The sequence below is a fragment of the Endobacterium cereale genome (genome assembly GCF_009617585.1).
Lineage (GTDB): Bacteria > Pseudomonadota > Alphaproteobacteria > Rhizobiales > Rhizobiaceae > Neorhizobium > Neorhizobium cereale.
Genome location: NZ_WIXI01000038.1, coordinates 160469 through 182075, shown reverse-complemented (window position 1 = coordinate 182075; position 21607 = coordinate 160469). Strand labels below are relative to the sequence as shown.

Here is a 21607-nt window from a genome sequence, read left to right as displayed (position 1 = left end):
TTCTGCCTCACGCCGTCTTGGCGAGAGGCGCTGCTTCCGTCACCGGGTGCTTCATCAGAATGCGAAGGACCTGCGCAAGCGTTGCCGGGATATCATGGCGCTTGACGACCATGTCCACCATGCCGTGCTCCAGAAGATATTCAGCTGTCTGAAAGCCCTCCGGCAGTTTTTCGCGCAAGGTCTGTTCGATCACGCGTTTGCCTGCAAAACCGATTTCGGCACCTGGCTCGGCGATATGGACATCACCCAGCATCGCATAGGAGGCAGTAACGCCACCGGTTGTCGGGTTTGTAAGCACGACGATGTAAGGAAGGCCGGCTTCCTTAAGCATGTCGACGGCAACGGTTGTGCGCGGCAACTGCATCAGCGACAGGATGCCTTCCTGCATGCGAGCACCGCCCGAAGCCGGAAATATGACGAGCGGGCAGCGTTCGGCCAGAGCCCGTTCGCAGGCCTTCACGATCGCTTCGCCAGCAGCCATGCCGAGCGAACCACCGATGAAGTTGAATTCATGCACGACGGCAACGAGCTTGACGCCCTGTACCAAGCCAAGACCGGACAGGATCGTATCTTCCTGCTCGGTCTTCAGACGGCTGTCTCTCAGGCGGTCGGCATACTTCTTGGAATCGCGGAACTTCAGTGGATCCTGAGCGACCTTCGGCTGCGGCAGGGATTCGAAAACGCCGCCATCAAAAAGGTCCGCAAGACGCGCCTTGCCCGGCATCTTCATATGGAAGCCGGAAGCCGGAATGACCCACTTGTTGTCCTCTAGATCCTTGTGGAAGACCATTTCACCGGTCTCGGGGCACTTGATCCAGAGGTTTTCCGGAACTTCGCGTCGACCGAGCATGGAATTGATCCGCGGCCGGACATAGTTGGTGATCCAGTTCACTGGGCATTCTCCCGATTGGAAACCACGTACAATGTGGGATTATTATTCGGCGGCGACAAGGCGCGCGGCGTGAACGCCGGTGGCAAGGCCGCGTACAAAGGTTGCAACTGCGGAAACGGTATCGGCCGTGGCAGCACCATCCTTGGAAAGGCTGCCGGCTACCTGCGCAACGATCGCGGTGCCGACAACAACGCCATCAGCCGCCGCACCAATCGCCTTTGCATGATCCGCCGTCTTGACGCCAAAACCGACGCAAACCGGCAGATCGGTGTGGCCCTTGATACGATTAACCGCACCCGAGACCAGAGACGGGTCCGGCAGGGCCGAACCGGTGATACCGTTCATCGATATGTAATACACAAAGCCGGACGAGTTTTTCAAAACTTTCGGCAGCCGCTTGTCATCCGTTGTCGGCGTTGCGAGGCGGATGAAATTGATACCCTTTTCCAGTGCCGGGATGCAGAGTTCGTCATCCATCTCGGCCGGAAGATCGACAACGATCAGACCGTCGATGCCGCAGGCAAGCGCATCGTCCAGAAACTTTTCAACGCCGTAGATATAGATGGGATTGTAGTATCCCATCAGGACGATCGGCGTATCCTTGTCCGTCTCGCGGAACAGCTTTGCCAACTCGAGAGTTTTCGCGAGAGTCTGGCCCGCTTTCAGAGCGCGCTGACCGGCAAGCTGGATCGCTGGGCCATCGGCCATCGGATCGGAAAACGGCATGCCGAGTTCGATGACATCGGCGCCGGCGCCCGGAAGCGCCTTCATGATGGCGAGCGAGGTTTCGAAATCCGGATCGCCACCCATGAAATAGGTGATCAGCGCCGGGCGGCCTTCAGCCTTCAGAGTCGCGAAACGAGTGTCCATACGAGCGGTCATGTCAGACCTCCATTCCGAGGATCTTGGCGACGGTGAAGATGTCCTTGTCGCCACGGCCGGACAGGTTCATCAGAATGATTTCATCCTTGCCCATTTTTGGCGCGCGCTTGATGACCTCGGCCAGCGCGTGGCTGGGTTCGAGCGCCGGAATGATACCTTCGAGACGGGTCAGCGTCTGAAAAGCTTCGAGCGCTTCGTGGTCCATGATAGGCACATATTCGGCGCGGCCAGTGTCCGCCAACCAGCTGTGTTCCGGGCCGATACCCGGATAATCGAGACCAGCCGAGACCGAATGACCTTCCTTAATCTGGCCGTCGCCATCCTGCAGCAGGTAAGTGCGGTTGCCATGCAGAACGCCCGGCGAGCCGGCCGTGATCGAGGCGCAGTGCTCTTCGCCATCGAGACCCTTGCCGCCGGCTTCGACGCCAACAATCTTGACGCTCGGATCATCGAGGAAGGGGTGGAAGATGCCGATTGCGTTCGATCCGCCGCCAACGGCAGCGATGACGACATCCGGTAGGCGACCTTCGGCCTCCAGAATCTGCTGGCGCGCTTCGGTGCCGATGACAGCCTGAAAATCACGAACCATTTCCGGATAGGGATGCGGCCCGGCAGCGGTGCCGATCAGGTAATAGGTGTCATCGACATTGGTGACCCAGTCACGCAGGGCTTCGTTCATCGCATCCTTGAGCGTGCCGTTTCCAGCCGTGACCGGAATGACCTCGGCACCGAGAAGGCGCATGCGGAAAACGTTCGGGGCCTGACGTTCGACATCGGTTGCGCCCATATAGACAACGCAGGGGAAACCGAAGCGGGCGGCAACGGTGGCGGATGCCACACCATGCTGACCGGCGCCGGTTTCGGCGATGATGCGGGTCTTACCCATGCGCTTGGCCAAAAGGATCTGGCCGATGCAGTTGTTGATCTTGTGCGAGCCGGTGTGGTTCAGTTCTTCGCGCTTGAAATAGATTTTTGCGCCGCCCAGCTCTTCCGTCAGGCGTTCGGCGAAATAGAGCGGGCTCGGACGACCGATGTAGTGAGCGCCGAGCGATGCGAGTTCTGCCTGGAATTCCGGATCGGTCTTTGCCTTTTCCCATTCACTCTGCAGATCGAGAATGAGAGGCATCAGAGTTTCGGCGACAAAACGTCCGCCATAGATGCCAAAACGCCCGTCTTCGTCCGGACCGGACCGGAATGAGTTTGGTGTCGCCGCCTGGTTCACAATCTACTCCTTACGATCCGTTTCTTCGACCGACCGAGCTTGGGCGATCGCATCGAAAAACGCATCCATCATCTGAAGGTCCTTGACCCCCGGCGCGCTTTCCACTCCGGAGGAAATATCGATACCGCTGGCAGTCGTACCCGACAGCGCTTGGGCGACATTATCCTTGTTCAATCCACCGGAAAGCATGTAATCCACGCCATCGTCAAGCGCAGTCAGCAGTTTCCAGTCGAAGGAGACGCCGTTTCCCCCCGGCAGTTCGGATCCGGTCGGCGCTTTGGCATCCAGCAGGAAACGATCAGCGAGACCGTCATAAGCCTCAAGCTTTCTCAGATCGTCTGCCGTGCGGATGGAAAATGCCTTCATGACCGGCAGACCGAAGACGGCCTTGATGTTCAGAACCCGCTCGGGGCTCTCATGACCATGAAGCTGGAGAATGTCCGGCTTGACGAATGAGATGATTTCTTCAAGCATCTCATTGTCAGCATCGACGGTGACGGCAACGATCTTCACCTTGCCACGGACGCTGTCCGCAAGAGCGCCAGCTTCCAACGGCTCGATATGCCTCGGGCTTTTTTCGAAAAAGATGAAGCCGATATGGGTCGCACCGCGCTCAATCGCACGATCAACCGCTTCCGGTGTCTTCAGTCCACAAATCTTGATATCGGGAACCATTGGCGCGGATTGCCACGAAAAGCCGTTTGAGTCGAGCCAAATCGACTTTTCCACCCATGATGACCTCAGGTGAAATCAATGGCGTGCAGCTGCGAACCATGAAGCTTGAGCCATTTCTGGGCCGCTTCGGTGTCGGGGCAAAGCTCGCGACACAAAGCCCAGAATTTGGGTCCATGGTTCATTTCCCTCAGATGCGCCACTTCATGCGCTGCGAGATAATCGATAACGCTGGGCGGTGCCATGACGATGCGCCAGGAAAAACTCAGGTTACCGTCCCACGAACACGAGCCCCAGCGGCTACGCGTATCCTTCATGGTGATCGAGTGAACCGGCTTGCCGATGCCGGCCGCATGACGGGCGACAAGGGGTTCGAGGTCACGCCGGGCTTCCTTCTTGAGAAAGGCAGCGATGCGGCGACCGAGGTGATCCTCCAGTCCCCCGACCCGCAGAACTGGCTGACCATCGACAATCAGCGCTTCGGTGACGCCGCGCAAGGTGCCGGTATGGGCGATCCGATGCGGAATGCCGCGTAGCGAGATCATAACCCCGGGTCGGAGATCACCGGCAATCGGAAATTTTGCGAGTTTTGTCAGAAGCCAGCCTTGGTGGCGATCGAGAAAAGCATCGGCCTCCCCTCGCTTTAGCCCCATCGGAACCGTCAGCTTCAGGGCACGGCCACCCGGTTCGATACGCAAAGTGATGCGGGTCGCCCGTGCATTTTCGCGGATCGTCAGCGGCAGGATGCGATCGCCGACATGAACACATCGTTCCATCGAGCGCGGCGCTTCCAAAGATTTGGGCATCAGTTTCTTGAGGGCGGGAAACATTCGGGTCCTTTAGCAGATTCGAGACGTCGCCGCTCCAAGAAAAAACCGGCGCTTTTAAAGCGCCGGCCGATTGTCATTCGGTTAGCTGGTAGCCGGAAAACCACCAGAATTTCCGGGACCACGTTCGCGCATGAAACGGTCGAATTCCTCCTGGTCCTTGGCTCGGCGAAGCTCATGCATGTAGTCATCGAATTCGGCACGCATCTCGTCGAGCTTGCGGCGCTGTTCCTCGATCCTTTCGAGCTCGGCACGGCGCCAGTCGTCAAAGGCTACATTGCCGGTAGAGAAGTGCTTGTAATAACGGCCGCGTGCGCGGCGGAAACCGGCACACATGCCATCCGCCTTTTCATTGGCGGAACGTTTGAACTGGCCGAGCTTGTCGCCGAACAGGATATAGGCGAGCATGGCGAGGCCCAATGGCCAGAAGACGATGAAACCGAGAACCATCAACGCGATGGTTGCCGGCGTCCAGTCCGGGCGGATCAGTGCTGACTGCGTCATGTTTCGGTATTCCTCTCAAATACGGCCGACCGGATGTCGGCCCGGATTCGATTTGGGAAATGCCGGGGTTCCATTCAAGACAAAGGACACGCCTATTGTGGAAACGCTTGAAAAGGCCATGACAATTCAGGAGGATTTGCGACGGCCGATAGGCTTTCTGGTCCCTTGTCCTTCACCTGTCAGGGAATGCGCTCGCGCGAAGGCAATGATACGCGGTGCGATCTCCTTGCGGAAACGGGAGCCATTAAAAACGCCGTAATGACCGACATCAGGCTGCACATAATGCATCCGCTTTGCGTCCGGTATGTTCGGACAAATCGTGTGGCTGGCCTCGGTCTGTCCCAGCCCGGAAATGTCGTCGTTTTCTCCCTCTACCGTCAGAAGTGCAACATTGCGGATTGCGGTCGTGTCGACCGGCCTGTCGCGATGCATCATCTCACCCTTGGGCAGGGCATGACGAATGAAAACGGTATCGACAGTCTGCAAATAAAATTCGGCAGTCAGGTCCATCACGGCCAGATATTCATCATAGAACTCGCGATGTCTCTCCGCGGATTCGCCGTCATTCTGAACAAGATGCTCGAAAAATTCCTTGTGCGCCGAGACGTGGCGATCGAGGTTCATCGACATGAAGCCAGACAGTTGCAAAAATCCCGGATAGACCGGACGCATGCATCCGGGCTGCGGCCACGGCACGCTCATGACGACATTGTCCTTGAACCAGCTGAGCGGCCGGTCCTGCGCCATGGCGTTAACGGCCGTGGGATTGATACGGGTGTCGATCGGCCCTCCCATCAACGTCATCGAAGCAGGTGCCAAGGCATCCCCTTCTGCTTCCATAAGCGCAACAGCCGACAGCACCGGAACAGAAGGCTGACAAACGGCAACGACGTTGGTTTTGGGGCCGACGACCTGCAGCATCTCGATGACATAGTCGATATAATCATCCAGATCGAAGGTACCTTCCGTCACAGGTACCATTCTCGCATCGATCCAGTCGGTGATGTAGACCTCCGCGCTCGGCAAAAGCGCCTCGACCGTTCCACGCAACAAAGTGGCGTAATGGCCGGACATCGGCGCGACTAGAAGGATTTTGGGATCCTCCGCCCTATCTGGCTTCAGGTCTCGACGAAAATGTAGAAGGTTGCAGAATGGCTTGGACCATATGATTTCTTCGCGAACATCAACCTCGTCACCATCTACCACCGTTTGCGGGAGATCAAATACCGGCTTGGCGTAACGACGCGTCATTCGCTCGAACACTTCGAGGCCCGCGGCCAGGGTTCGTCCCATGGCCGTCTGTGAAACAGGATTGGCCGGATCGCTGTAGAGGACCCGCATTGCCTCGGTCGTTGCACGCAGTGGCGCAAGCGCGGCATGGTTCAATTCATAGAGCTGGTAAAACATTCTGACGCCGCCTCTGACTGTCGCAGAGCGTCGCTCGGTCTTGCTGCAAACCGGACGATGCATATTCCAGCTTTATCAGCTTTTGCGGATCATGCCTATCAATGGCAACCGTACGGGTTTTCGACTTATTCGGTGGCGGGGCGCATGATTGACGACGAGTGCAGTTTTGCCGGCAAATAAAAATGTTTCACGTGAATCACCCACAGGAAAGATTCACGTGAAACACTCATTTTTAACTTTTTAGATATCGAGGTTCGCGACGCTGAGCGCGTTCTCCTGAATGAACTCGCGACGTGGCTCGACCTCATCGCCCATCAGGCGGGAGAACAGGCCATCGGCATCAGTTGCATCGGGCACTTTAACCTGCAGCAGCGAGCGGACGTTCGGATCCAGCGTCGTTTCCCAAAGCTGTTCGGCGTTCATTTCGCCAAGGCCTTTGTAACGCTGCATCGATAGGCCACGACGACCGGATGCAAAAATCGCATCGAGCAGCGCGCGTGGGCCGGAAACATCGAGTGTTCCCTCCTTGCGAGCCAATACAGGTGGCGCAGCATAGATGTCGTGAAGACGCTGCTTCATCTGATCGATATGACGTGCATCCGCAGAACCGATCAACGCGTTATCGAGAAACGCCACTTCTTTCACGCCACGGACCATACGCTCGAAACGAAGTCCGCCTTCGCTGGTCACATGACCAGTCCAGCCGCGCTCGGTTTCCTCAGCGATAACGTCAAGACGACGTGCAACCTCATCCGCCGTCTGCTGAGCACGCTCGCGATTATCGGTCAGTTCCGGATTAAGTGCGCCGGCAATGGCCGCTTGTTCGATGATCGAGCGATTATAACGCGAATGCAGACCATCAACGAGCGAACGCAATCGCAGAGCATCCTGAATGACTTCGCGTAGGTCTGCGCCAACACGTACTTCGCCGGATTCCAGCGTCAGCCGCGCCTCTTCGAGACCCATGCTGATAAGATATTCTTCCAGCGCCTTCTCGTCCTTCAGATATTGAACGGACTTGCCGCGGCTGACTTTGTAAAGCGGCGGCTGGGCTATGTAGATGTGGCCGCGTTCGATCAGTTCCGGCATTTGACGGAAGAAGAAGGTCAGAAGCAGAGTACGAATATGGGCGCCGTCGACGTCAGCGTCCGTCATGATGATGATCTTGTGGTAACGCAGCTTGTCGGCGTTGAACTCGTCCTTGCCGATCGACGTGCCAAGCGCAGTAATCAGCGTGCCGATTTCCTGGCTGGATAACATCTTGTCGAAACGCGCGCGCTCAACATTCAGGATTTTGCCGCGCAGTGGAAGGATCGCCTGGTTTTCACGTGAACGTCCCTGCTTGGCAGAGCCACCTGCAGAGTCACCCTCGACGAGAAAAACTTCGGACTTTGCCGGATCACGTTCCGAGCAGTCTGCCAGCTTGCCCGGCAGCGATGCGATATCCAGCGCGCCCTTACGGCGGGTCAGTTCACGCGCCTTGCGGGCTGCTTCACGGGCGACGGCGGCCTCAACGACCTTGCCAACCAGAATTTTCGCGTCAGCCGGATGTTCTTCGAACCAGGTGCTCAGCGCTTCGTTGACGAGGCTTTCGACAACCGGACGGACTTCGGAAGAAACGAGTTTGTCCTTCGTCTGCGACGAGAATTTTGGATCCGGCACTTTTACCGATAGGACGGCAGTCAAACCTTCGCGGCAGTCTTCACCCTGCAGCGTCACCTTTTCCTTTTTGGTGATGCCGGATGTATCCGCATAGGACGTCACCTGACGCGTCAGTGCACCGCGGAAGCCGGCCATATGCGTGCCGCCGTCGCGCTGCGGGATGTTGTTGGTGAAGCAGAGCACGTTTTCGTGGTAGCTGTCGTTCCACCACATGGCGACCTCGACGGTGATACCATCTTTCTCGCCCCTGATGGCAACAGGCTTTTCGACCAGCGGCTTCTTTGCGCGATCGAGGTATTTGACAAAGGCCTCAAGGCCGCCGTCATACACCATCTCTTCTTCGCGGATATCAGACTTGCGTTTGTCGGTTAGCCGGATTCTGACACCAGAGTTCAGAAACGCCAGTTCGCGCAGACGATGCTCGAGCGTATTGTAGTCATACTCGGTCATGGTGAAGGTTTCGGAGCTGGCGAGGAAGGTCACTTCCGTGCCGGAGCGACCTTCGTAGTCACCAATGATCTTCAAAGGTGCATCTGCAACGCCATGAGTAAAGCCGATCTCGTGAACCTTACCATTGCGGCGGATCCTGAGCTTGAGCCATACCGACAATGCGTTGACCACCGATACGCCCACGCCGTGCAGACCACCGGAAACCTTGTAGGAATTCTGGTCGAATTTGCCGCCGGCATGCAGCTGGGTCATGATGACCTCGGCTGCCGAAACGCCTTCTTCCTTATGGATATCCGTCGGAATACCACGGCCGTTATCGGTGACGCTGACAGAGCCATCGGCATTGAGCGTAACGGTTACGATATCGGCATGACCGGCAAGCGCTTCGTCGATCGCGTTATCGACAACTTCATAGACCATGTGATGCAGGCCGGACCCGTCATCCGTATCGCCGATATACATGCCGGGGCGCTTGCGAACTGCATCAAGCCCCTTCAGGACCTTGATCGAATCCGCGCCGTATTCAGAACTCGCGCCGCTGTCGTTGACGGGTGTTTCGCTCATCAATGATCTTTCCAATTAACGTGGTGCGGCGATCTGGCGAATCACCGTATTTCGTGCCACTGAATATAAGAAATCCGGGAAGATTTCCAAAGCGCAGAGGCATATTCCGCGCATTTAACCCGGGATTATGTGGCACTCAGCCAGAAAGGCGGCCACTTTCTAGAACCTTTGTCATTTGCTCTAACATGTCCGGCGACAAAGAGCGAATCTCCTTGGCCAGGCGATTAGCAAAAGCGGTATATTCGGGCGGCATATCGCTCGTGTCGATCACCACGCGCGGATCGGACGCTTGTGCCAACATGAACAGCTCTTCCGCTTCATCCCAGATGATATTGAAATAACCGACAACCCGCTGGAGAAAGTCGAAGCTTGGTTTTCCTCTGTGCCCATGCTCAAGCGCGGAGAGATAGGCGGCCGACACCCCAATAGCCGCCGCCATCTCAGCCTGGTTCACCCCTTTGCGCTGGCGCAACTCGCGCAATGCCCTACCAAACGGCGTCATGTGCCGCTCCCGACCCGACGGCTAAGACGCACATAAAGCGCGCCATCTCCTCCGTGCTGACGGGCCGCCGCTTCGTATGAGGAAATGAGAAAACGAAACTCCGGCTTGGAAAACCACAGCGGAACGGCGCGCTTAAGTGCACCTTCGCTGCCAAACGAGCTTCCCTTGCCCGTGATCACCAGGACATGCCGCAGCCCGCGGTCGTGGGCACGAAGCAGAAAATCAAGAAGAATACCGTGCGCATCGCTCTGGATGAGACCATGAAGATCAATGCGTGCGTCCAGAACGAGATGTCCGCGCGCCAGCTTTCGCTTCACAGGTTTTTCCAGCGGGTGATGGATTTTCCGATCAGGCTGAATGGCTCTTGGCGTCACATCAGGCTCTGTGGTGTTCTTGACACCGGAAGCGGATATCGACCTCTTATCGCGCACCTCTTCGGCCGGCTCCTCGAAAATCGCTTCGAATTTCAGCAAATCCTCGAGCCGCCCCGGCATGGGTTTGGCAGAACGGGCAACCTTGCCCCAGAGAATGCGGTCTTCAGCGCTCAGCTTGCGATCGCCCTTCATGACACAAACCTTGCCGCAGCAACCTTCGGAACAAGGATGTAGAAGTCTGCCGGATGCTTGATCGTTCCTGCCTGCTCACCCGCGTCATAGCCGGAGCCCGTAAAAATATCCCCGCGCGCCGGGCCCACAATCGCCGAACCGGTATCAAGGGCAATCAAGGTGCGGGCAAAGGGTTTGCCTGCATCCAGATGCGTCACGGTTTGCGAGCGAATGAAAAACGGAAAGCCGAAGGTGTGGATCAGACGATCGACTGCCAGTGAGCGACCAGCCACTAACGGCACCTTGGCGGCCGCGATCGGCCCTTGGTTGAGACCGGCGACCGGTGCTTCCCGAAAGAATATGTAGGATCGGTTATGCCAGAGAACTTCGTCAACCTTAGCCGGATTCTCCAGAAGCCAGTCACGAATGGTCTGCATGGAGACCGTTGCTGAATCGATCTCGCCGCGGTCGATCAACAAACGGCCAATCGCAGAAAAGGCGTGACCAGCCTTGGCTGCATAGGTGATGCGACCAAGACGACCACCGCGATACTTCAGTCGGGCGGCACCCTGAACATGCGTAAAAAAGACATCGACCTTGGATTTGGCCCAGGCGATCTCCAGCTCCTGCCCTTGCAGATATCCGCGGTCGATTTCGCCGCGATCCGGGTAAAGGTCGATCCTGCCATCCCGCCATCTGGCAAAAGCATAAGAGGGATCGATGGAGGATGGACGGTTGTCATCATCGATATCGATCAAGTTCGATGGACGACGATAAAACGGATAACGGTAAATCTCGTCCGGATGATCGGAAACATCCACCTCGGGTTCAAAAAAGCCGGTCACGAAACCATGTTTTTCATCCTGCCTTCGGATCATAAAAGGCGTGCAATGCTCTTCAAAGAAATGTCGAGCAGCCTCGGGGCTGGATAATGAAAAACCCGCCGCCGCTTTCAACAGCGGCAACAGGTCATCTGTTGTCAGTCCCAATGAACCCGGGCGATATGGTTTGACCGCCTCGATGTGGTCGAGACAGTCACGCATTGCTGCAAACAGTGGCGACGGATCATCTTCGTCCCAGCCGACGAGATCAGAAAAGGTCGTTGGCGTCAGAACGTAGTCGATCGTGCTCATTGTTCGGATTCGGTGGCGATCAGCTTCCAGTTCGGATCACGTGAGCGAGTGTCGCGCGCAAAGGTCCAGATGTCGGTGACTTCGGCAACAGCATCAGCTTCACCATCGACAACCGTTCCGGCCTTGTCATAGGTCGCAGAAATCAGGTGGCTGACAATACGGATGGTGATCTGGGCTTCGGAATCGTTGACGACTGCTTTGACGATATCCGCCTTGTCAATACCGACAAAACTCGACTTCACCACTTCCCCACGAGCTTCACGCTCGGAAATAGCCGCATCAAAGCCGTCAAAGACTTCTTTCGAAAGCAGGTCTTTCAAGCTTTTGCGATCGCCATCGGCAAATGCCATCACGATCATTTCATAGGCCATGCCGGCGCCTTTGACGAATTCCTTGGGATTGAAGCTCGGATCAACCTGAACAAGTTCACGAATCTGCGTGTTGAGCTCGGTGCCCGGCTTGGCAAACGCGTCGACGTCAGCCCAGCGCTGTTCCTCGTCGACCTGATCGCGACGTGGCAAAGTCACAACCTTACCATCGTCGGCAGCAGGTTTTACCGTATCACGCGCTGAAAACGGATCGACCGGCGGCTTTTCATGACCGGTACGTCGACCAAGCACGCTGCGAAGCTGCAGGAAAATCAGCACTGCAGCGACCAGAAAAAACAGTGTAATAAAATCGTTCGCGCCCATCTTCACCCGCAGTGATCATTTAAATTGTTGGCTGACTTTCACATATAGTCCGCAACTGCCAATCATTCAAATGTGCAGCCGGAAATCCGGCCTGCCTAAAAGACAGGAAATACGGCGCGATGCCTCTCATTCTTTTGCCGATCATGTTTCTCGGTCTGCCACTGATCGAAATTGCCGGATTTGTTCTGGTCGGCAATGCCATCGGTTTGTGGCCGACACTGTCACTCGTCATCCTGACTTCCTTCATCGGCGCGATCCTGCTCCGGGTCGAAGGCATGGGCGTTTTGCGGGAAGCGAACCGCGAGAGCCAGGAAGGAAGATTGCCAGGCAAGTCGCTTGTGAGCGGCGCCATGGTCGTCATCGGAGGCATCCTTCTTATTCTGCCAGGCTTTTTTACCGACATCATAGGTCTTCTTCTCTTCATTCCGCCGGTTCGCCATTTCATTTGGTCGCTGATCGGAAAACGGGTCGTCGTCATGCGGACCGCGCGAGGTACATCCGCTTCCTACCGGTCAGGCAATCACGAAAATGCGCGGCAATCGGATAAACCGAACGTGCTCGACCTGGACGAAAACGATTTCACCCGCGGTCCAAATCCTTCATCTCCATGGTCGGATCCTGATAACCGCAAAGACTGATCGCGCTCAGCCCTATGCCGCAGGGTTGTAAGCATTAAACTGAAATGTTAGACGGCCTCAACTGTCAAAAGCCGCGAGGAATTCCAATGGCAAACGAAACAGAGACCCAGGCTTCCAACCCGTCGCTCAGCATCCTTGCGCAATACACAAAGGATCTGTCCTTTGAAAATCCAGGCGCACCGCGTTCCTTGCAGGCCCGTGACACCGCACCGGCGATCAACATCAATGTAAACGTCAATGCGAACCCGCTGTCGGATTCGGATTTCGACGTTGTTCTGACTTTGAACGCCCAGGCTATGGACGGTGACAAGGTCGTCTTCGCAGCTGAACTGGTATATGGCGGCGTCTTTCGCATCACCGGTTTCCCGCAGGAACACATGTTGCCGGTTCTGTTCATCGAGTGCCCGCGCCTGCTTTTCCCGTTTGCGCGTCAGATCATTGCCGACGTAACCCGCAACGGCGGCTTCCCGCCGCTGATGATCGACCCGATCGATTTTGCGCAGATGTTCACGCAGCGCATAGCCGAAGAGCAGACCCGTTCGAAGGTTCAGGCTCTCGACAGCTGAGCTTTTAAATTCCCAATATGAGAAAGCCCGGCTAAAACCGGGCTTTTTTTATTGGTATCGTTTCCAGATCGCCTTGTCGCCCATCCCGGCAATCAGCTTTTGATGATCTGCCACATCGGCCGGCGACAAGCGGAGTGGAAGTGGCCGTGAGCGCGGAGGGATATCGAAGACGACGCCATCGTCATCTTCCTCAATCACCCTGACGACCTTTTTTTCCTCGACCAGCCCGAGCGCGGTCTGCCGGCCACCTATCATCTCGATATAAACTTCGGCCAGAAGTTCGGAGTCGAGCAAGGCGCCGTGCTTGGTGCGATGCGAATTGTCTATGCCGTAACGACGGCAAAGTGCATCGAGCGAATTCGGTCCCATCGGATGTTTCCGACGCGCCATCGCCAAGGTATCGACAACCTGTTCGCTCTCGACTGGCGGTATACCGAGACGTTCGAATTCGGCATTGATGAAGCCGATGTCGAAGTTGGCGTTATGAGCGATCCATTTCGCGTCGTGAAAAAACTCCTGAAGCTCCGCGACAATTTCCGCGAAGGTCTGCTTGTCCTTTAGGAACTCATCGGTCAGGCCGTGCACGGCCAATGCGTCCGGATGTACCTTGCGGTCACCGGGCGAAATGTATTTGTGAAAGGTACGACCGGTCGGAAAATGATCGACAAGCTCGATACCGCCGATTTCGATCACACGGTCGACCTTGGATTCGAGTCCCGTGGTTTCCGTATCGAAAATGATCTCACGCATCTGTCTTCTCGCTCAATATTCCCGCCCGAAGGCTTTTGATGATGGCTCGAACGCGGGTTCGCGCGGGGTCCATTCCATTGCCGGTATCGACCAGAAAATCGGCTTTTTGGCGTTTTTCCCGATCGGGCGTCTGACGTGAAAGAATAAGTCGAAATTTTTCTTCCGTCATTGCCGGGCGCGCCAATACCCGTTCACGCTGAATCTCAGGGTCGCTGGTTACGACAACGATTGTATCCATAACATCATCCCGACCACTTTCGAAAAGAAGAGGGATGTCGAGCACCACAATATCGGCACCTGCCTGCTTCTGGCGATCGAGAAACCGACGCTCTCGTTCACGCACGAGTGGATGAACGATTGCCTCAAGTCGCTTGAAACCGTCTGATTGCTCCGCGAGTTGCTTCGACAGTTCCTGTCGGTCGACGGCACCGTTCTTCACACTTCCAGGAAATTCTCGTCCAACCGGTTCAACCGCATCCGTTTTGTAAAGGTCATGAACGACCGCATCCGCATCGTTGACCGCAATGCCCTCTTCCGAGAAAAATCTTGCCGTCGTCGTTTTTCCCATTCCGATGGAGCCGGTAAGACCGATGATGATCATCAGTGGCGATCCATATCATCGATAACAAGCTGGCGAACTTCCATCTCCACATTCGGTCTCCGGCCAAACCATTTTTCGAAACCGGGAACAGCCTGGTGAAGGAGCATGCCCAAACCATCGACGGTCGAAAATCCCTGTTCCTCTGCCTGGATCAGAAAATTGGTTTTCAGCGGCACATAGACAATATCCGTAACGAGGGCATCTTTGGCCAGCGGCGTGAAATCGATCGGCATTGCCTTTGCCCCATCCATGCCGAGCGACGTCGTGTTCACGAACAGACCGGCATCTTTGAGCACTTCTGACAATGCGCCCATCGGCTGGGCGTAAATGGTTGGCCCGAAATGATCGGCAAGTTGACGCGCTCGATCAATGGTTCGGTTGACTACGTGAATTTCCTTGATACCGCGGTTTCGCAGCGACTGGATAACCGATCGGCTAGCACCGCCGGCACCCAAAATGACCGCTGTGTTTACTTGGTCCCACCCGGCTCGATAGTGATCGAGATTGGCTGTGAAGCCATGTCCGTCGGTATTGGTCGCATGGAGCAATCCATCTTCCAACCACAGCGTATTGGAAGCGCCGAGTTCCTCGGCGAGCTCATCCGGTTTGTCAGCGAGCTGATAGGCGGCTTCCTTATGCGGAATAGTGACATTGCCGCCGCTATAACTTTCGCCTTTTTTCAGGTCCGCGACGAAAGCCTCGAACTTTTCGGGCGCGATCTCCAACGCTTCATAATGACCATCGATGCCGAACTGCCTAATCCAATGATTGTGAATGAGTGGCGAGCGGGAATGACCGATAGGGAAACCTGCCACAAAAGCGCGAGCTTTCGTTTCACGTGAATCAAGCATGGATCGCTCCCAGTTCGCGCAGTTTTTGCAAAAGTGCCAACATCGGCAATCCAACGATCGTAAAATAATCGCCGTCGATTTCTGAGAAGAGCTGAATGCCAACACCTTCCAGCTGATAGGATCCGACACTTTTCAAGACATCCGGACCAGTCCGGCTCATATAATGCTCGATGAATTCCGGAGAAAGTTCCCTCATCGTCAAATCGGCATGGCCGACATGATCCCAGACGACCTCGCCATCGCGAACAATAACGACGGCGCTGTTGAGACGATGCGTTTTGCCGGACAGGGACAGCAGGTTTGCCTTGGCTTCAACTGCGTCTGCTGCCTTGTGATAAATTCGTTTCCCAAGGGACATCGTCTGATCAGAGCCGATGACAAAACAGCCCGGCCTCACTGCGGAGACGTTTTTCGCTTTTTCCTCTGCGAGAACAGTCGCCACCTTTTCCGGATCGGCATCCACGAGGCCCGCTTCGATTTCACGCTCGTCTATATCGGCAGCCTGATGGTCAAATGTCAGGCCGGCATTAGTCATCAACATGCGCCGGAATGGGCTGGAAGATGCAAGAACAAGGGGAACTGTCACAGCGGATCCTGAACATTGGGGTCTGGATTCGCCTTACCGCAGCCTCGGCCGTAGTGCAACGATGGCCGCGGCCGTCTCCTCGATAGACCGGCGGGTCACATCGATAATCGGCCAGTTGTGTCTGGTACACAGCGCACGAGCATATTTGAGTTCTTCGTTGATCGCCGCCCGATCGATATAATGTCCGTGATCATAGGAAACCGAGCTTCCGAGCTCGCGATTTTCCCGAACTTGCGAAATTCGATCCGTCGTCGCAACTAGACCGACAATGACCGGCCGTGTAGCGGTCAAAAGCGCCGGCGGCAATTCAACACCCGGTACGATCGGAATGTTGGCGGCCTTGATGCCGCGGTTAGCAAGATAGATGCTCGTCGGTGTTTTTGAGGTTCTGCTAATGCCGATGATCACCACGTCGGCATCCTCATAATCCTCAGGCAACTGGCCATCATCGTGATCCATTGCAAAGTTCAACGCCTCGATCCTGGCGAAATACTCTGCATTAAGAATGTGCTGGGCGCCGACCCGCCGATGTGATGGCGCACCGAGGAATTTCTGGAAGACCGTCATGACAGGCTCCAGCAGATTGATTGTCGGAACCCCCATTTCAAGGCACCGCGTTTCGATCAACGCGGCAAGTTCTGCATCCATGATCGTATAAATGACAATGCCTGGCGTCTCGTCGATTTCTTCGAGAACCGGCAACAGCTGCCGCCGATTTCTGATCAGCGGATAGACATGCTCGACAGGGACAGCATTGGTAAACTGGACGGCGGCTGCACGACCGGCTGACACAAGCGTATCGCCCGTTGAGTCAGAAATGAGGTGCAGATGAAAGAAATTTTTCCTGTTCTCCACGCTAAACTTGTTCCCCTGTTGATAGTCCGGGAGAGATCGACGCGACGGTCCGAACTCGCTTCGGTCACTCGGATAACTGCCGATTTATCCACAAATGGCGATCGCACGAAAAGCTTTTCGAGCCTATTCGGGATGCAGTGGACAATTCGTCGCTGTTATAGGTTAATTCACAACTCATCCACAGGCTTAAGCGAAAAAAGTATCAAGCAAGCATATGAATATAATAATCATTTTCCATGTGTTCGAGTTTTGAGCGAAAACCTGCTAAAGAGTTCATCTGCGATCTATCTGAATCCTCCGGCAGTGGAAAATGCTGGCAAAGGCTTTAGTCCTTGCTACTCACAGACTCTAAGAAATAGAAGAATCCTTTATATAGGATATTTAATTTTAGGAGACCTGAGTGACGGACGTGCGCCGAACGATCCTCGAAGTGCTCGACGGGAAAACCGTCTCCCCTCCCCCTATCTGGCTTATGAGGCAGGCAGGACGTTATCTGCCGGAATACCGGGCAACCCGGGCACAGGCCGGAAGCTTTCTGGATCTCTGTTATAATCCGGAATTGGCAGCGGAGGTGACGCTGCAGCCGATCCGGCGTTATGGCTTTGATGCGTCCATCCTGTTTTCTGACATCCTCGTCATCCCTGATGCTCTGAAGAGGAATGTCCGGTTCCTCGAAGGTGTCGGACCGCAGATGGATCCGATTGATGCGGATGGCATTGGCAGTCTCGATGCTTCCAATGTCATGGCTCACCTGAAGCCTGTCTTTGAAACAGTCAGTCGCCTGCGTCGTGAGCTACCATCCCAGACAACCCTTCTCGGCTTCTGTGGCGCGCCTTGGACCGTCGCTACCTACATGATCGCCGGCAAGGGAACGCCTGATCAGGCTCCTGCCCGACTGTTTGCCTACAAGCATCCTCAAGCCTTCCATTCGCTTTTGATGCAACTGGCGGATATCTCGGTCGACTATCTCGTTGGTCAGCTGGATGCCGGTGCCGATGCCGTACAGATTTTCGATTCCTGGGCCGGTGTATTGGGTGAAGAAGAATTTTCCGCCTTCGCCATTGCGCCGGTGGCGCGGATCATCGAAGGGGTTCGGGGGCGACGCCCGGGCGCCAAGATAATTGCCTTTGCGAAAGGCGCCGGCTTTAACTTGAAAACCTATCGCCAGAAGACAGGAGCAGATGCCATCGGCCTCGATTGGTCCGTGCCATTGAGCTTTGCGGCTGAACTGCAAAAGGACGGACCGGTGCAGGGCAATCTGGATCCCATGCGCGTTGTCGCCGGTGGAAAGTCTCTCGATGATGGGATCGATCGGATACTTCAGACGCTCGGCAATAGGCCGCTGATCTTCAACCTGGGCCACGGGATCACGCCTGAAGCCAACCCGGATCATGTGACAGCGCTGGTCGATCGGGTCCGGAGTTTTGGTCGATGAGTGGCCATGAGCTGCAGACGGACGAAAAACCCGGTCAACGAGCCAAGCGTCGTGCTGCTGTTGCGCTTGTTATTTTCGTTCTTCTGCTTCTCGCGGTCCTGTTCTGGCGCCCGGATGACATCTTCCTCTGGATCAAGGCCCTGCATGTCATCGCCGTGATTTCGTGGATGGCAGGTCTGCTATATCTGCCCCGTCTTTTTATCTATCACACGGATGCCCCGATCGGATCGGCCCAATCGGAAACATTCAAGATGATGGAGCAGCGCCTCTATCGGGTGATCATGAACCCGGCCATGATGCTGTCATGGATCTTGGGATTGTATCTCGCCTGGACTGTTTACGAATTTCAGGGCGGCTGGCTGCATGCCAAGATAGCCATGGTCGTGCTTCTGACCATCGTGCATGTGATGTTTGGACGCAGCGTCAAGCAATTTGCCAAGGACGGACCGCGCAGAACGGCGCGTTATTGGCGGCTGGTCAACGAAATCCCGACGGTTCTGATGATCGCAATCGTTATTTTCGTTGTCGTCAAACCGTTCTGACGTTTCTGTGTGAAGAATTGCGGTTATTCCCCCCTTGCGGTAAGAGGGGGGAATCGCTATTTTCGCGACCATCTCTTCTCTCGTGCATGTGTGCAGGTTCACTGTCTGCGGATTTCTCCGCGGAAACGAATTCCACCGACACGGCTTCCCCTCGAAATTGAAATGGTCCTTCCTTCATGGCTGAAATGAAGCTTCAAGAACTCAAGAGCAAATCTCCGACCGATTTGCTGGCCTTCGCCGAATCGATGGAGGTCGAGAACGCCAGCACCATGCGTAAGCAGGAGTTGATGTTCGCCATATTGAAGGTTCTTGCCAGCCAGGACGTTGAGATCATCGGTGAAGGTGTTGTTGAGGTTCTGCAAGACGGTTTTGGCTTCCTGCGCTCCGCCAATGCCAACTACTTGCCAGGTCCAGACGATATCTACATCTCCCCCTCGCAGATCCGACGTTTCTCCCTCAAGACCGGCGATACGGTCGAAGGCCCGATCCGTGGTCCGAAGGAGGGTGAGCGCTATTTCGCCCTTCTGAAGGTCAATACGATTAATTTCGATGATCCGGAAAAGATTCGCCACAAGGTTCATTTCGACAACTTGACGCCGCTCTACCCGAACGAGCGCTTCAAGATGGAACTCGATATTCCCACCTCGAAGGATAATTCTGCGCGCGTTATCGATCTTGTTGCGCCGCTCGGCAAGGGCCAGCGCGGTCTGATCGTAGCGCCGCCGCGTACCGGTAAGACGGTGCTGTTGCAGAACATTGCTCATTCCATCACTGCCAACCATCCAGAATGCTATCTGATCGTTCTTCTGATCGACGAGCGTCCGGAAGAAGTGACGGACATGCAGCGCTCCGTTAAGGGCGAGGTTGTTTCGTCGACCTTTGACGAGCCTGCGGTTCGTCACGTTCAGGTTGCCGAAATGGTAATCGAAAAGGCGAAACGCCTGGTCGAACATGGCCGAGATGTTGTTATTCTGCTGGATTCAATCACTCGCCTCGGCCGCGCCTACAACACGGTTGTGCCATCTTCCGGCAAGGTTCTGACGGGCGGTGTTGATGCCAACGCTTTGCAACGCCCGAAGCGTTTCTTCGGTGCAGCACGAAACATCGAAGAAGGTGGTTCGCTGACAATTATTGCGACGGCCCTGATCGATACCGGCAGCCGCATGGACGAAGTCATCTTCGAAGAATTCAAGGGTACCGGTAACTCGGAAATTGTTCTGGATCGCAAGGTCGCCGACAAGCGCATCTTCCCGGCCATGGATATCCTCAAGTCGGGTACCCGTAAGGAAGACCTTCTTGTTCCCCGCCAGGATCTTCAGAAGATTTTTGTTCTCCGCCGTATCTTGGCTCCGATGGGCACGACAGATGCTATTGAGTTCCTCATCGACAAGCTCAAGCAGACGAAGAATAACGGTGACTTCTTCGAATCGATGAACACTTGATCCTTAGCCGGATTCTGCCGCGCGTTGAGGTTTGAATAATGCGGGCTGATGATACGATTTTTGCCCTGTCGAGCGGTTCTCTGCCGGCAGGGCTTGCTGTTTTTCGGATCAGTGGATCAAAAGCCATTCTGGTTGCCGAAAATCTGGCGGGCCCGCTTCCCCTCCCCCGCCATGCCTATCTCCGAACGATCAGGAAGACGGATGGAAGCGTTATTGATCGTGGGTTGGTGATTACCTTTCCTGCTCCCAATTCGTTTACGGGAGAGGATTCTGTTGAGCTCCATCTCCATGGAAGTCAGGCAGTTGTTTCTGCGCTCTACGCAGAATTAAACGCCGCGGACATGAGATTGGCCGAGGCCGGTGAATTTTCCAAACGCGCCTTGGAAAATGGCAAGCTTGATCTTGTTGAGGCTGAGGGCTTATCCGACCTTCTGCGGGCGGAAACCGAGATGCAACGACGCTTGGCACTTGAGCAAAGTGACGGTGGTCTTTCCGCTATTTATGAAGGCTGGGCACTTGAGCTGACAAGAGCTAGGGCTCTTATTGAAGCTGAACTCGATTTCGCTGACGAAGATGACGTGCCAGGATCTGTTTCCGAGGCTGTATGGATCAATGTCCGTCGGTTGAAGCTGGAAATCGACGCTCAACTAGTTGCGACACACTCTGCGGAAATTATCCGGGATGGCTATCAAGTTGCCATCGTCGGCGCACCAAACGTCGGCAAGTCCAGTCTGTTAAACGCGTTAGCCAAAAGAGATGTGGCGATCGTCACAGAAATTGCAGGAACAACGCGGGACATCTTGCATGTGGATCTGGATTTGGGCGGATTTCTCGTCCGATTTTTTGATACCGCAGGCATTCGCGAAACTTCAGACATTGTCGAGAAGGAAGGTATACGCCGAGCCCAGCTCGTTCTCGAACGTGCGGACTTGATCTTGCTGCTCAGCGATGATGAAGAACCAACCGATGCTTTTACCCTTCCGGAAGCCGTCCCTGTTTGGCGAGTAGGCACAAAATCCGATATTAAACCTCAGGCGGTTGTGCGGGACATAGCTATATCGACCAAGACCGGTGAAGGGCTTGATGAGCTTAAATCGCTTATTGCGGCCAGCGTCGCTAAACGATGGGATGCGATTTCTTTTCTGAAACCTGGCCGGATAAGGCATGCTCAATTGCTACATAGTGCTTCCAATTTCATCGAGGAAGCATTAGAGGGTTCGCAACTGGATATGCGGGCGGAATGCCTGAGGCTTGCAGCCGAGGAATTGGGCCGGATTACCGGTAAAGTAGATGTCGAACATCTGCTGGATATTATTTTCTCGGAATTTTGCATCGGCAAGTGATTCACGTGAAACAATCCGATTCGGTTTCGAAATGAATGGAGCAG

General features: G+C 55.2%; 23 protein-coding genes. 6 read left to right on the top strand and 17 right to left on the bottom strand.

From position 1 onward, the window contains the following. Positions 1-7: 7 nt before the first annotated feature. The 12 genes from accD to GAO09_RS08130 all read right to left on the bottom strand — a co-directional run bounded on the left by accD (position 8) and on the right by GAO09_RS08130 (position 11954). Positions 8-892 carry an acetyl-CoA carboxylase, carboxyltransferase subunit beta gene (accD, locus tag GAO09_RS08185; protein ID WP_324184991.1) on the bottom strand — a complete coding sequence of 295 codons (885 nt, stop codon included), beginning with the start codon at positions 890-892 and terminating at the stop codon, positions 8-10. 42 nt (positions 893-934) lie between these two features. Continuing rightward, positions 935-1774 (bottom strand): tryptophan synthase subunit alpha, encoded by an 840-nt coding sequence (gene trpA / locus GAO09_RS08180; protein ID WP_153353532.1) that lies wholly within the window; start codon positions 1772-1774, stop codon positions 935-937. Between the two features lies 1 nt (position 1775). Further along, positions 1776-2996 (bottom strand): tryptophan synthase subunit beta, encoded by a 1221-nt coding sequence (gene trpB / locus GAO09_RS08175; protein WP_324184990.1) that lies wholly within the window; start codon positions 2994-2996, stop codon positions 1776-1778. A 3-nt stretch (positions 2997-2999) separates the two neighbouring features. After that, a complete protein-coding gene (locus GAO09_RS08170) occupies positions 3000-3671 on the bottom strand; it encodes a phosphoribosylanthranilate isomerase (RefSeq protein ID WP_153353531.1) in 672 nt (223 codons plus the stop codon). A 65-nt stretch (positions 3672-3736) separates the two neighbouring features. Next, positions 3737-4498 carry a M48 family metallopeptidase gene (locus tag GAO09_RS08165; RefSeq protein ID WP_153353530.1) on the bottom strand — a complete coding sequence of 254 codons (762 nt, stop codon included), beginning with the start codon at positions 4496-4498 and terminating at the stop codon, positions 3737-3739. Positions 4499-4579: 81 nt separating this feature from the next. After that, positions 4580-4999: a DUF2852 domain-containing protein gene (locus GAO09_RS08160; RefSeq protein ID WP_153353529.1), complete on the bottom strand. Its 420-nt coding sequence runs from the start codon at positions 4997-4999 to the stop codon at positions 4580-4582. A gap of 126 nt (positions 5000-5125) precedes the next feature. Beyond that, positions 5126-6406: a polyhydroxyalkanoate depolymerase gene (locus GAO09_RS08155; RefSeq protein WP_153353528.1), complete on the bottom strand. Its 1281-nt coding sequence runs from the start codon at positions 6404-6406 to the stop codon at positions 5126-5128. A 240-nt stretch (positions 6407-6646) separates the two neighbouring features. Next, a complete protein-coding gene (gene gyrB / locus GAO09_RS08150) occupies positions 6647-9082 on the bottom strand; it encodes a DNA topoisomerase (ATP-hydrolyzing) subunit B (RefSeq protein WP_153353527.1) in 2436 nt (811 codons plus the stop codon). A 136-nt stretch (positions 9083-9218) separates the two neighbouring features. Beyond that, positions 9219-9584: a helix-turn-helix domain-containing protein gene (locus tag GAO09_RS08145; protein ID WP_153353526.1), complete on the bottom strand. Its 366-nt coding sequence runs from the start codon at positions 9582-9584 to the stop codon at positions 9219-9221. Continuing rightward, positions 9581-10150 carry a Smr/MutS family protein gene (locus tag GAO09_RS08140; protein ID WP_153353525.1) on the bottom strand — a complete coding sequence of 190 codons (570 nt, stop codon included), beginning with the start codon at positions 10148-10150 and terminating at the stop codon, positions 9581-9583. The genes GAO09_RS08145 and GAO09_RS08140 overlap by 4 nt, the downstream gene beginning before the upstream one ends. Then, positions 10147-11262 (bottom strand): murein transglycosylase A, encoded by a 1116-nt coding sequence (gene mltA / locus GAO09_RS08135; RefSeq protein WP_153353524.1) that lies wholly within the window; start codon positions 11260-11262, stop codon positions 10147-10149. Before mltA ends, GAO09_RS08140 begins: the two co-directional genes overlap by 4 nt. Next, entirely contained in the window at positions 11259-11954 is a 696-nt protein-coding gene (locus GAO09_RS08130; RefSeq protein ID WP_153353523.1) for a Tim44/TimA family putative adaptor protein, read from the bottom strand. The genes mltA and GAO09_RS08130 overlap by 4 nt, the downstream gene beginning before the upstream one ends. A 119-nt stretch (positions 11955-12073) precedes the next feature. Between GAO09_RS08130 and GAO09_RS08125 the strand changes: the two genes are divergently transcribed. Continuing rightward, positions 12074-12592 carry an FxsA family protein gene (locus tag GAO09_RS08125; RefSeq protein ID WP_153353522.1) on the top strand — a complete coding sequence of 173 codons (519 nt, stop codon included), beginning with the start codon at positions 12074-12076 and terminating at the stop codon, positions 12590-12592. An 86-nt stretch (positions 12593-12678) separates the two neighbouring features. Then, the gene (secB, locus tag GAO09_RS08120) at positions 12679-13158 is read left to right on the top strand and encodes a protein-export chaperone SecB (protein WP_153353521.1); all 480 of its coding nucleotides are present in this window, start codon (positions 12679-12681) and stop codon (positions 13156-13158) included. A 48-nt stretch (positions 13159-13206) separates the two neighbouring features. Here the strand turns inward: secB and dnaQ are convergent, their stop codons facing one another. From dnaQ to GAO09_RS08095, 5 genes are read right to left on the bottom strand one after another with little or no spacing between them, the layout of a single operon-like run. Further along, entirely contained in the window at positions 13207-13908 is a 702-nt protein-coding gene (dnaQ, locus tag GAO09_RS08115; RefSeq protein ID WP_153353520.1) for a DNA polymerase III subunit epsilon, read from the bottom strand. Beyond that, on the bottom strand, positions 13901-14509 hold the full coding sequence (gene coaE, locus GAO09_RS08110; RefSeq protein WP_153353519.1) for a dephospho-CoA kinase: 609 nt from the start codon (positions 14507-14509) through the stop codon (positions 13901-13903). Before coaE ends, dnaQ begins: the two co-directional genes overlap by 8 nt. Then, positions 14509-15360, bottom strand: coding sequence for a shikimate dehydrogenase (locus GAO09_RS08105; protein WP_153353549.1), 852 nt, complete (start codon positions 15358-15360; stop codon positions 14509-14511). The genes coaE and GAO09_RS08105 overlap by 1 nt, the downstream gene beginning before the upstream one ends. Further along, positions 15353-15946, bottom strand: a complete 594-nt coding sequence (locus GAO09_RS08100; protein WP_324184989.1) for a Maf-like protein — start codon at positions 15944-15946, stop codon at positions 15353-15355. The genes GAO09_RS08105 and GAO09_RS08100 overlap by 8 nt, the downstream gene beginning before the upstream one ends. 33 nt (positions 15947-15979) lie before the next feature. Then, entirely contained in the window at positions 15980-16801 is an 822-nt protein-coding gene (locus tag GAO09_RS08095; RefSeq protein ID WP_324184988.1) for a pyruvate, water dikinase regulatory protein, read from the bottom strand. A 400-nt stretch (positions 16802-17201) separates the two neighbouring features. Here GAO09_RS08095 and hemE point away from each other — a divergent pair, with 400 nt between their 5' ends. The 4 genes from hemE to mnmE all read left to right on the top strand — a co-directional run bounded on the left by hemE (position 17202) and on the right by mnmE (position 21563). Then, positions 17202-18236: a uroporphyrinogen decarboxylase gene (gene hemE, locus GAO09_RS08090; protein ID WP_324184987.1), complete on the top strand. Its 1035-nt coding sequence runs from the start codon at positions 17202-17204 to the stop codon at positions 18234-18236. Beyond that, entirely contained in the window at positions 18233-18778 is a 546-nt protein-coding gene (gene hemJ, locus GAO09_RS08085; protein ID WP_153353518.1) for a protoporphyrinogen oxidase HemJ, read from the top strand. The genes hemE and hemJ overlap by 4 nt, the downstream gene beginning before the upstream one ends. A gap of 176 nt (positions 18779-18954) precedes the next feature. Further along, the gene (gene rho / locus GAO09_RS08080; protein WP_112730558.1) at positions 18955-20220 is read left to right on the top strand and encodes a transcription termination factor Rho; all 1266 of its coding nucleotides are present in this window, start codon (positions 18955-18957) and stop codon (positions 20218-20220) included. A 38-nt stretch (positions 20221-20258) separates the two neighbouring features. Beyond that, a complete protein-coding gene (gene mnmE, locus GAO09_RS08075) occupies positions 20259-21563 on the top strand; it encodes a tRNA uridine-5-carboxymethylaminomethyl(34) synthesis GTPase MnmE (protein ID WP_153353517.1) in 1305 nt (434 codons plus the stop codon). Positions 21564-21607 lie beyond the last annotated feature (44 nt).

What these genes read in the sequence shown, in the direction of transcription:
- hemJ (WP_153353518.1), top strand. Translation starts at nt 18,233, where the DNA reads ATGAGTGGCCATGAGCTGCAGACGGACGAAAAACCCGGTCAACGAGCC.
- GAO09_RS08165 (WP_153353530.1), bottom strand. Translation starts at nt 4,498, where the DNA reads ATGTTTCCCGCCCTCAAGAAACTGATGCCCAAATCTTTGGAAGCGCCG.
- mnmE (WP_153353517.1), top strand. Translation starts at nt 20,259, where the DNA reads ATGCGGGCTGATGATACGATTTTTGCCCTGTCGAGCGGTTCTCTGCCG.
- GAO09_RS08155 (WP_153353528.1), bottom strand. Translation starts at nt 6,406, where the DNA reads ATGTTTTACCAGCTCTATGAATTGAACCATGCCGCGCTTGCGCCACTG.
- GAO09_RS08105 (WP_153353549.1), bottom strand. Translation starts at nt 15,360, where the DNA reads ATGCTTGATTCACGTGAAACGAAAGCTCGCGCTTTTGTGGCAGGTTTC.
- mltA (WP_153353524.1), bottom strand. Translation starts at nt 11,262, where the DNA reads ATGAGCACGATCGACTACGTTCTGACGCCAACGACCTTTTCTGATCTC.
- dnaQ (WP_153353520.1), bottom strand. Translation starts at nt 13,908, where the DNA reads ATGCGTGAGATCATTTTCGATACGGAAACCACGGGACTCGAATCCAAG.
- GAO09_RS08170 (WP_153353531.1), bottom strand. Translation starts at nt 3,671, where the DNA reads ATGGTTCCCGATATCAAGATTTGTGGACTGAAGACACCGGAAGCGGTT.
- GAO09_RS08130 (WP_153353523.1), bottom strand. Translation starts at nt 11,954, where the DNA reads ATGGGCGCGAACGATTTTATTACACTGTTTTTTCTGGTCGCTGCAGTG.
- GAO09_RS08125 (WP_153353522.1), top strand. Translation starts at nt 12,074, where the DNA reads ATGCCTCTCATTCTTTTGCCGATCATGTTTCTCGGTCTGCCACTGATC.
- GAO09_RS08145 (WP_153353526.1), bottom strand. Translation starts at nt 9,584, where the DNA reads ATGACGCCGTTTGGTAGGGCATTGCGCGAGTTGCGCCAGCGCAAAGGG.
- coaE (WP_153353519.1), bottom strand. Translation starts at nt 14,509, where the DNA reads ATGATCATCATCGGTCTTACCGGCTCCATCGGAATGGGAAAAACGACG.
- gyrB (WP_153353527.1), bottom strand. Translation starts at nt 9,082, where the DNA reads ATGAGCGAAACACCCGTCAACGACAGCGGCGCGAGTTCTGAATACGGC.
- secB (WP_153353521.1), top strand. Translation starts at nt 12,679, where the DNA reads ATGGCAAACGAAACAGAGACCCAGGCTTCCAACCCGTCGCTCAGCATC.
- rho (WP_112730558.1), top strand. Translation starts at nt 18,955, where the DNA reads ATGGCTGAAATGAAGCTTCAAGAACTCAAGAGCAAATCTCCGACCGAT.
- GAO09_RS08140 (WP_153353525.1), bottom strand. Translation starts at nt 10,150, where the DNA reads ATGAAGGGCGATCGCAAGCTGAGCGCTGAAGACCGCATTCTCTGGGGC.
- GAO09_RS08160 (WP_153353529.1), bottom strand. Translation starts at nt 4,999, where the DNA reads ATGACGCAGTCAGCACTGATCCGCCCGGACTGGACGCCGGCAACCATC.
- trpA (WP_153353532.1), bottom strand. Translation starts at nt 1,774, where the DNA reads ATGACCGCTCGTATGGACACTCGTTTCGCGACTCTGAAGGCTGAAGGC.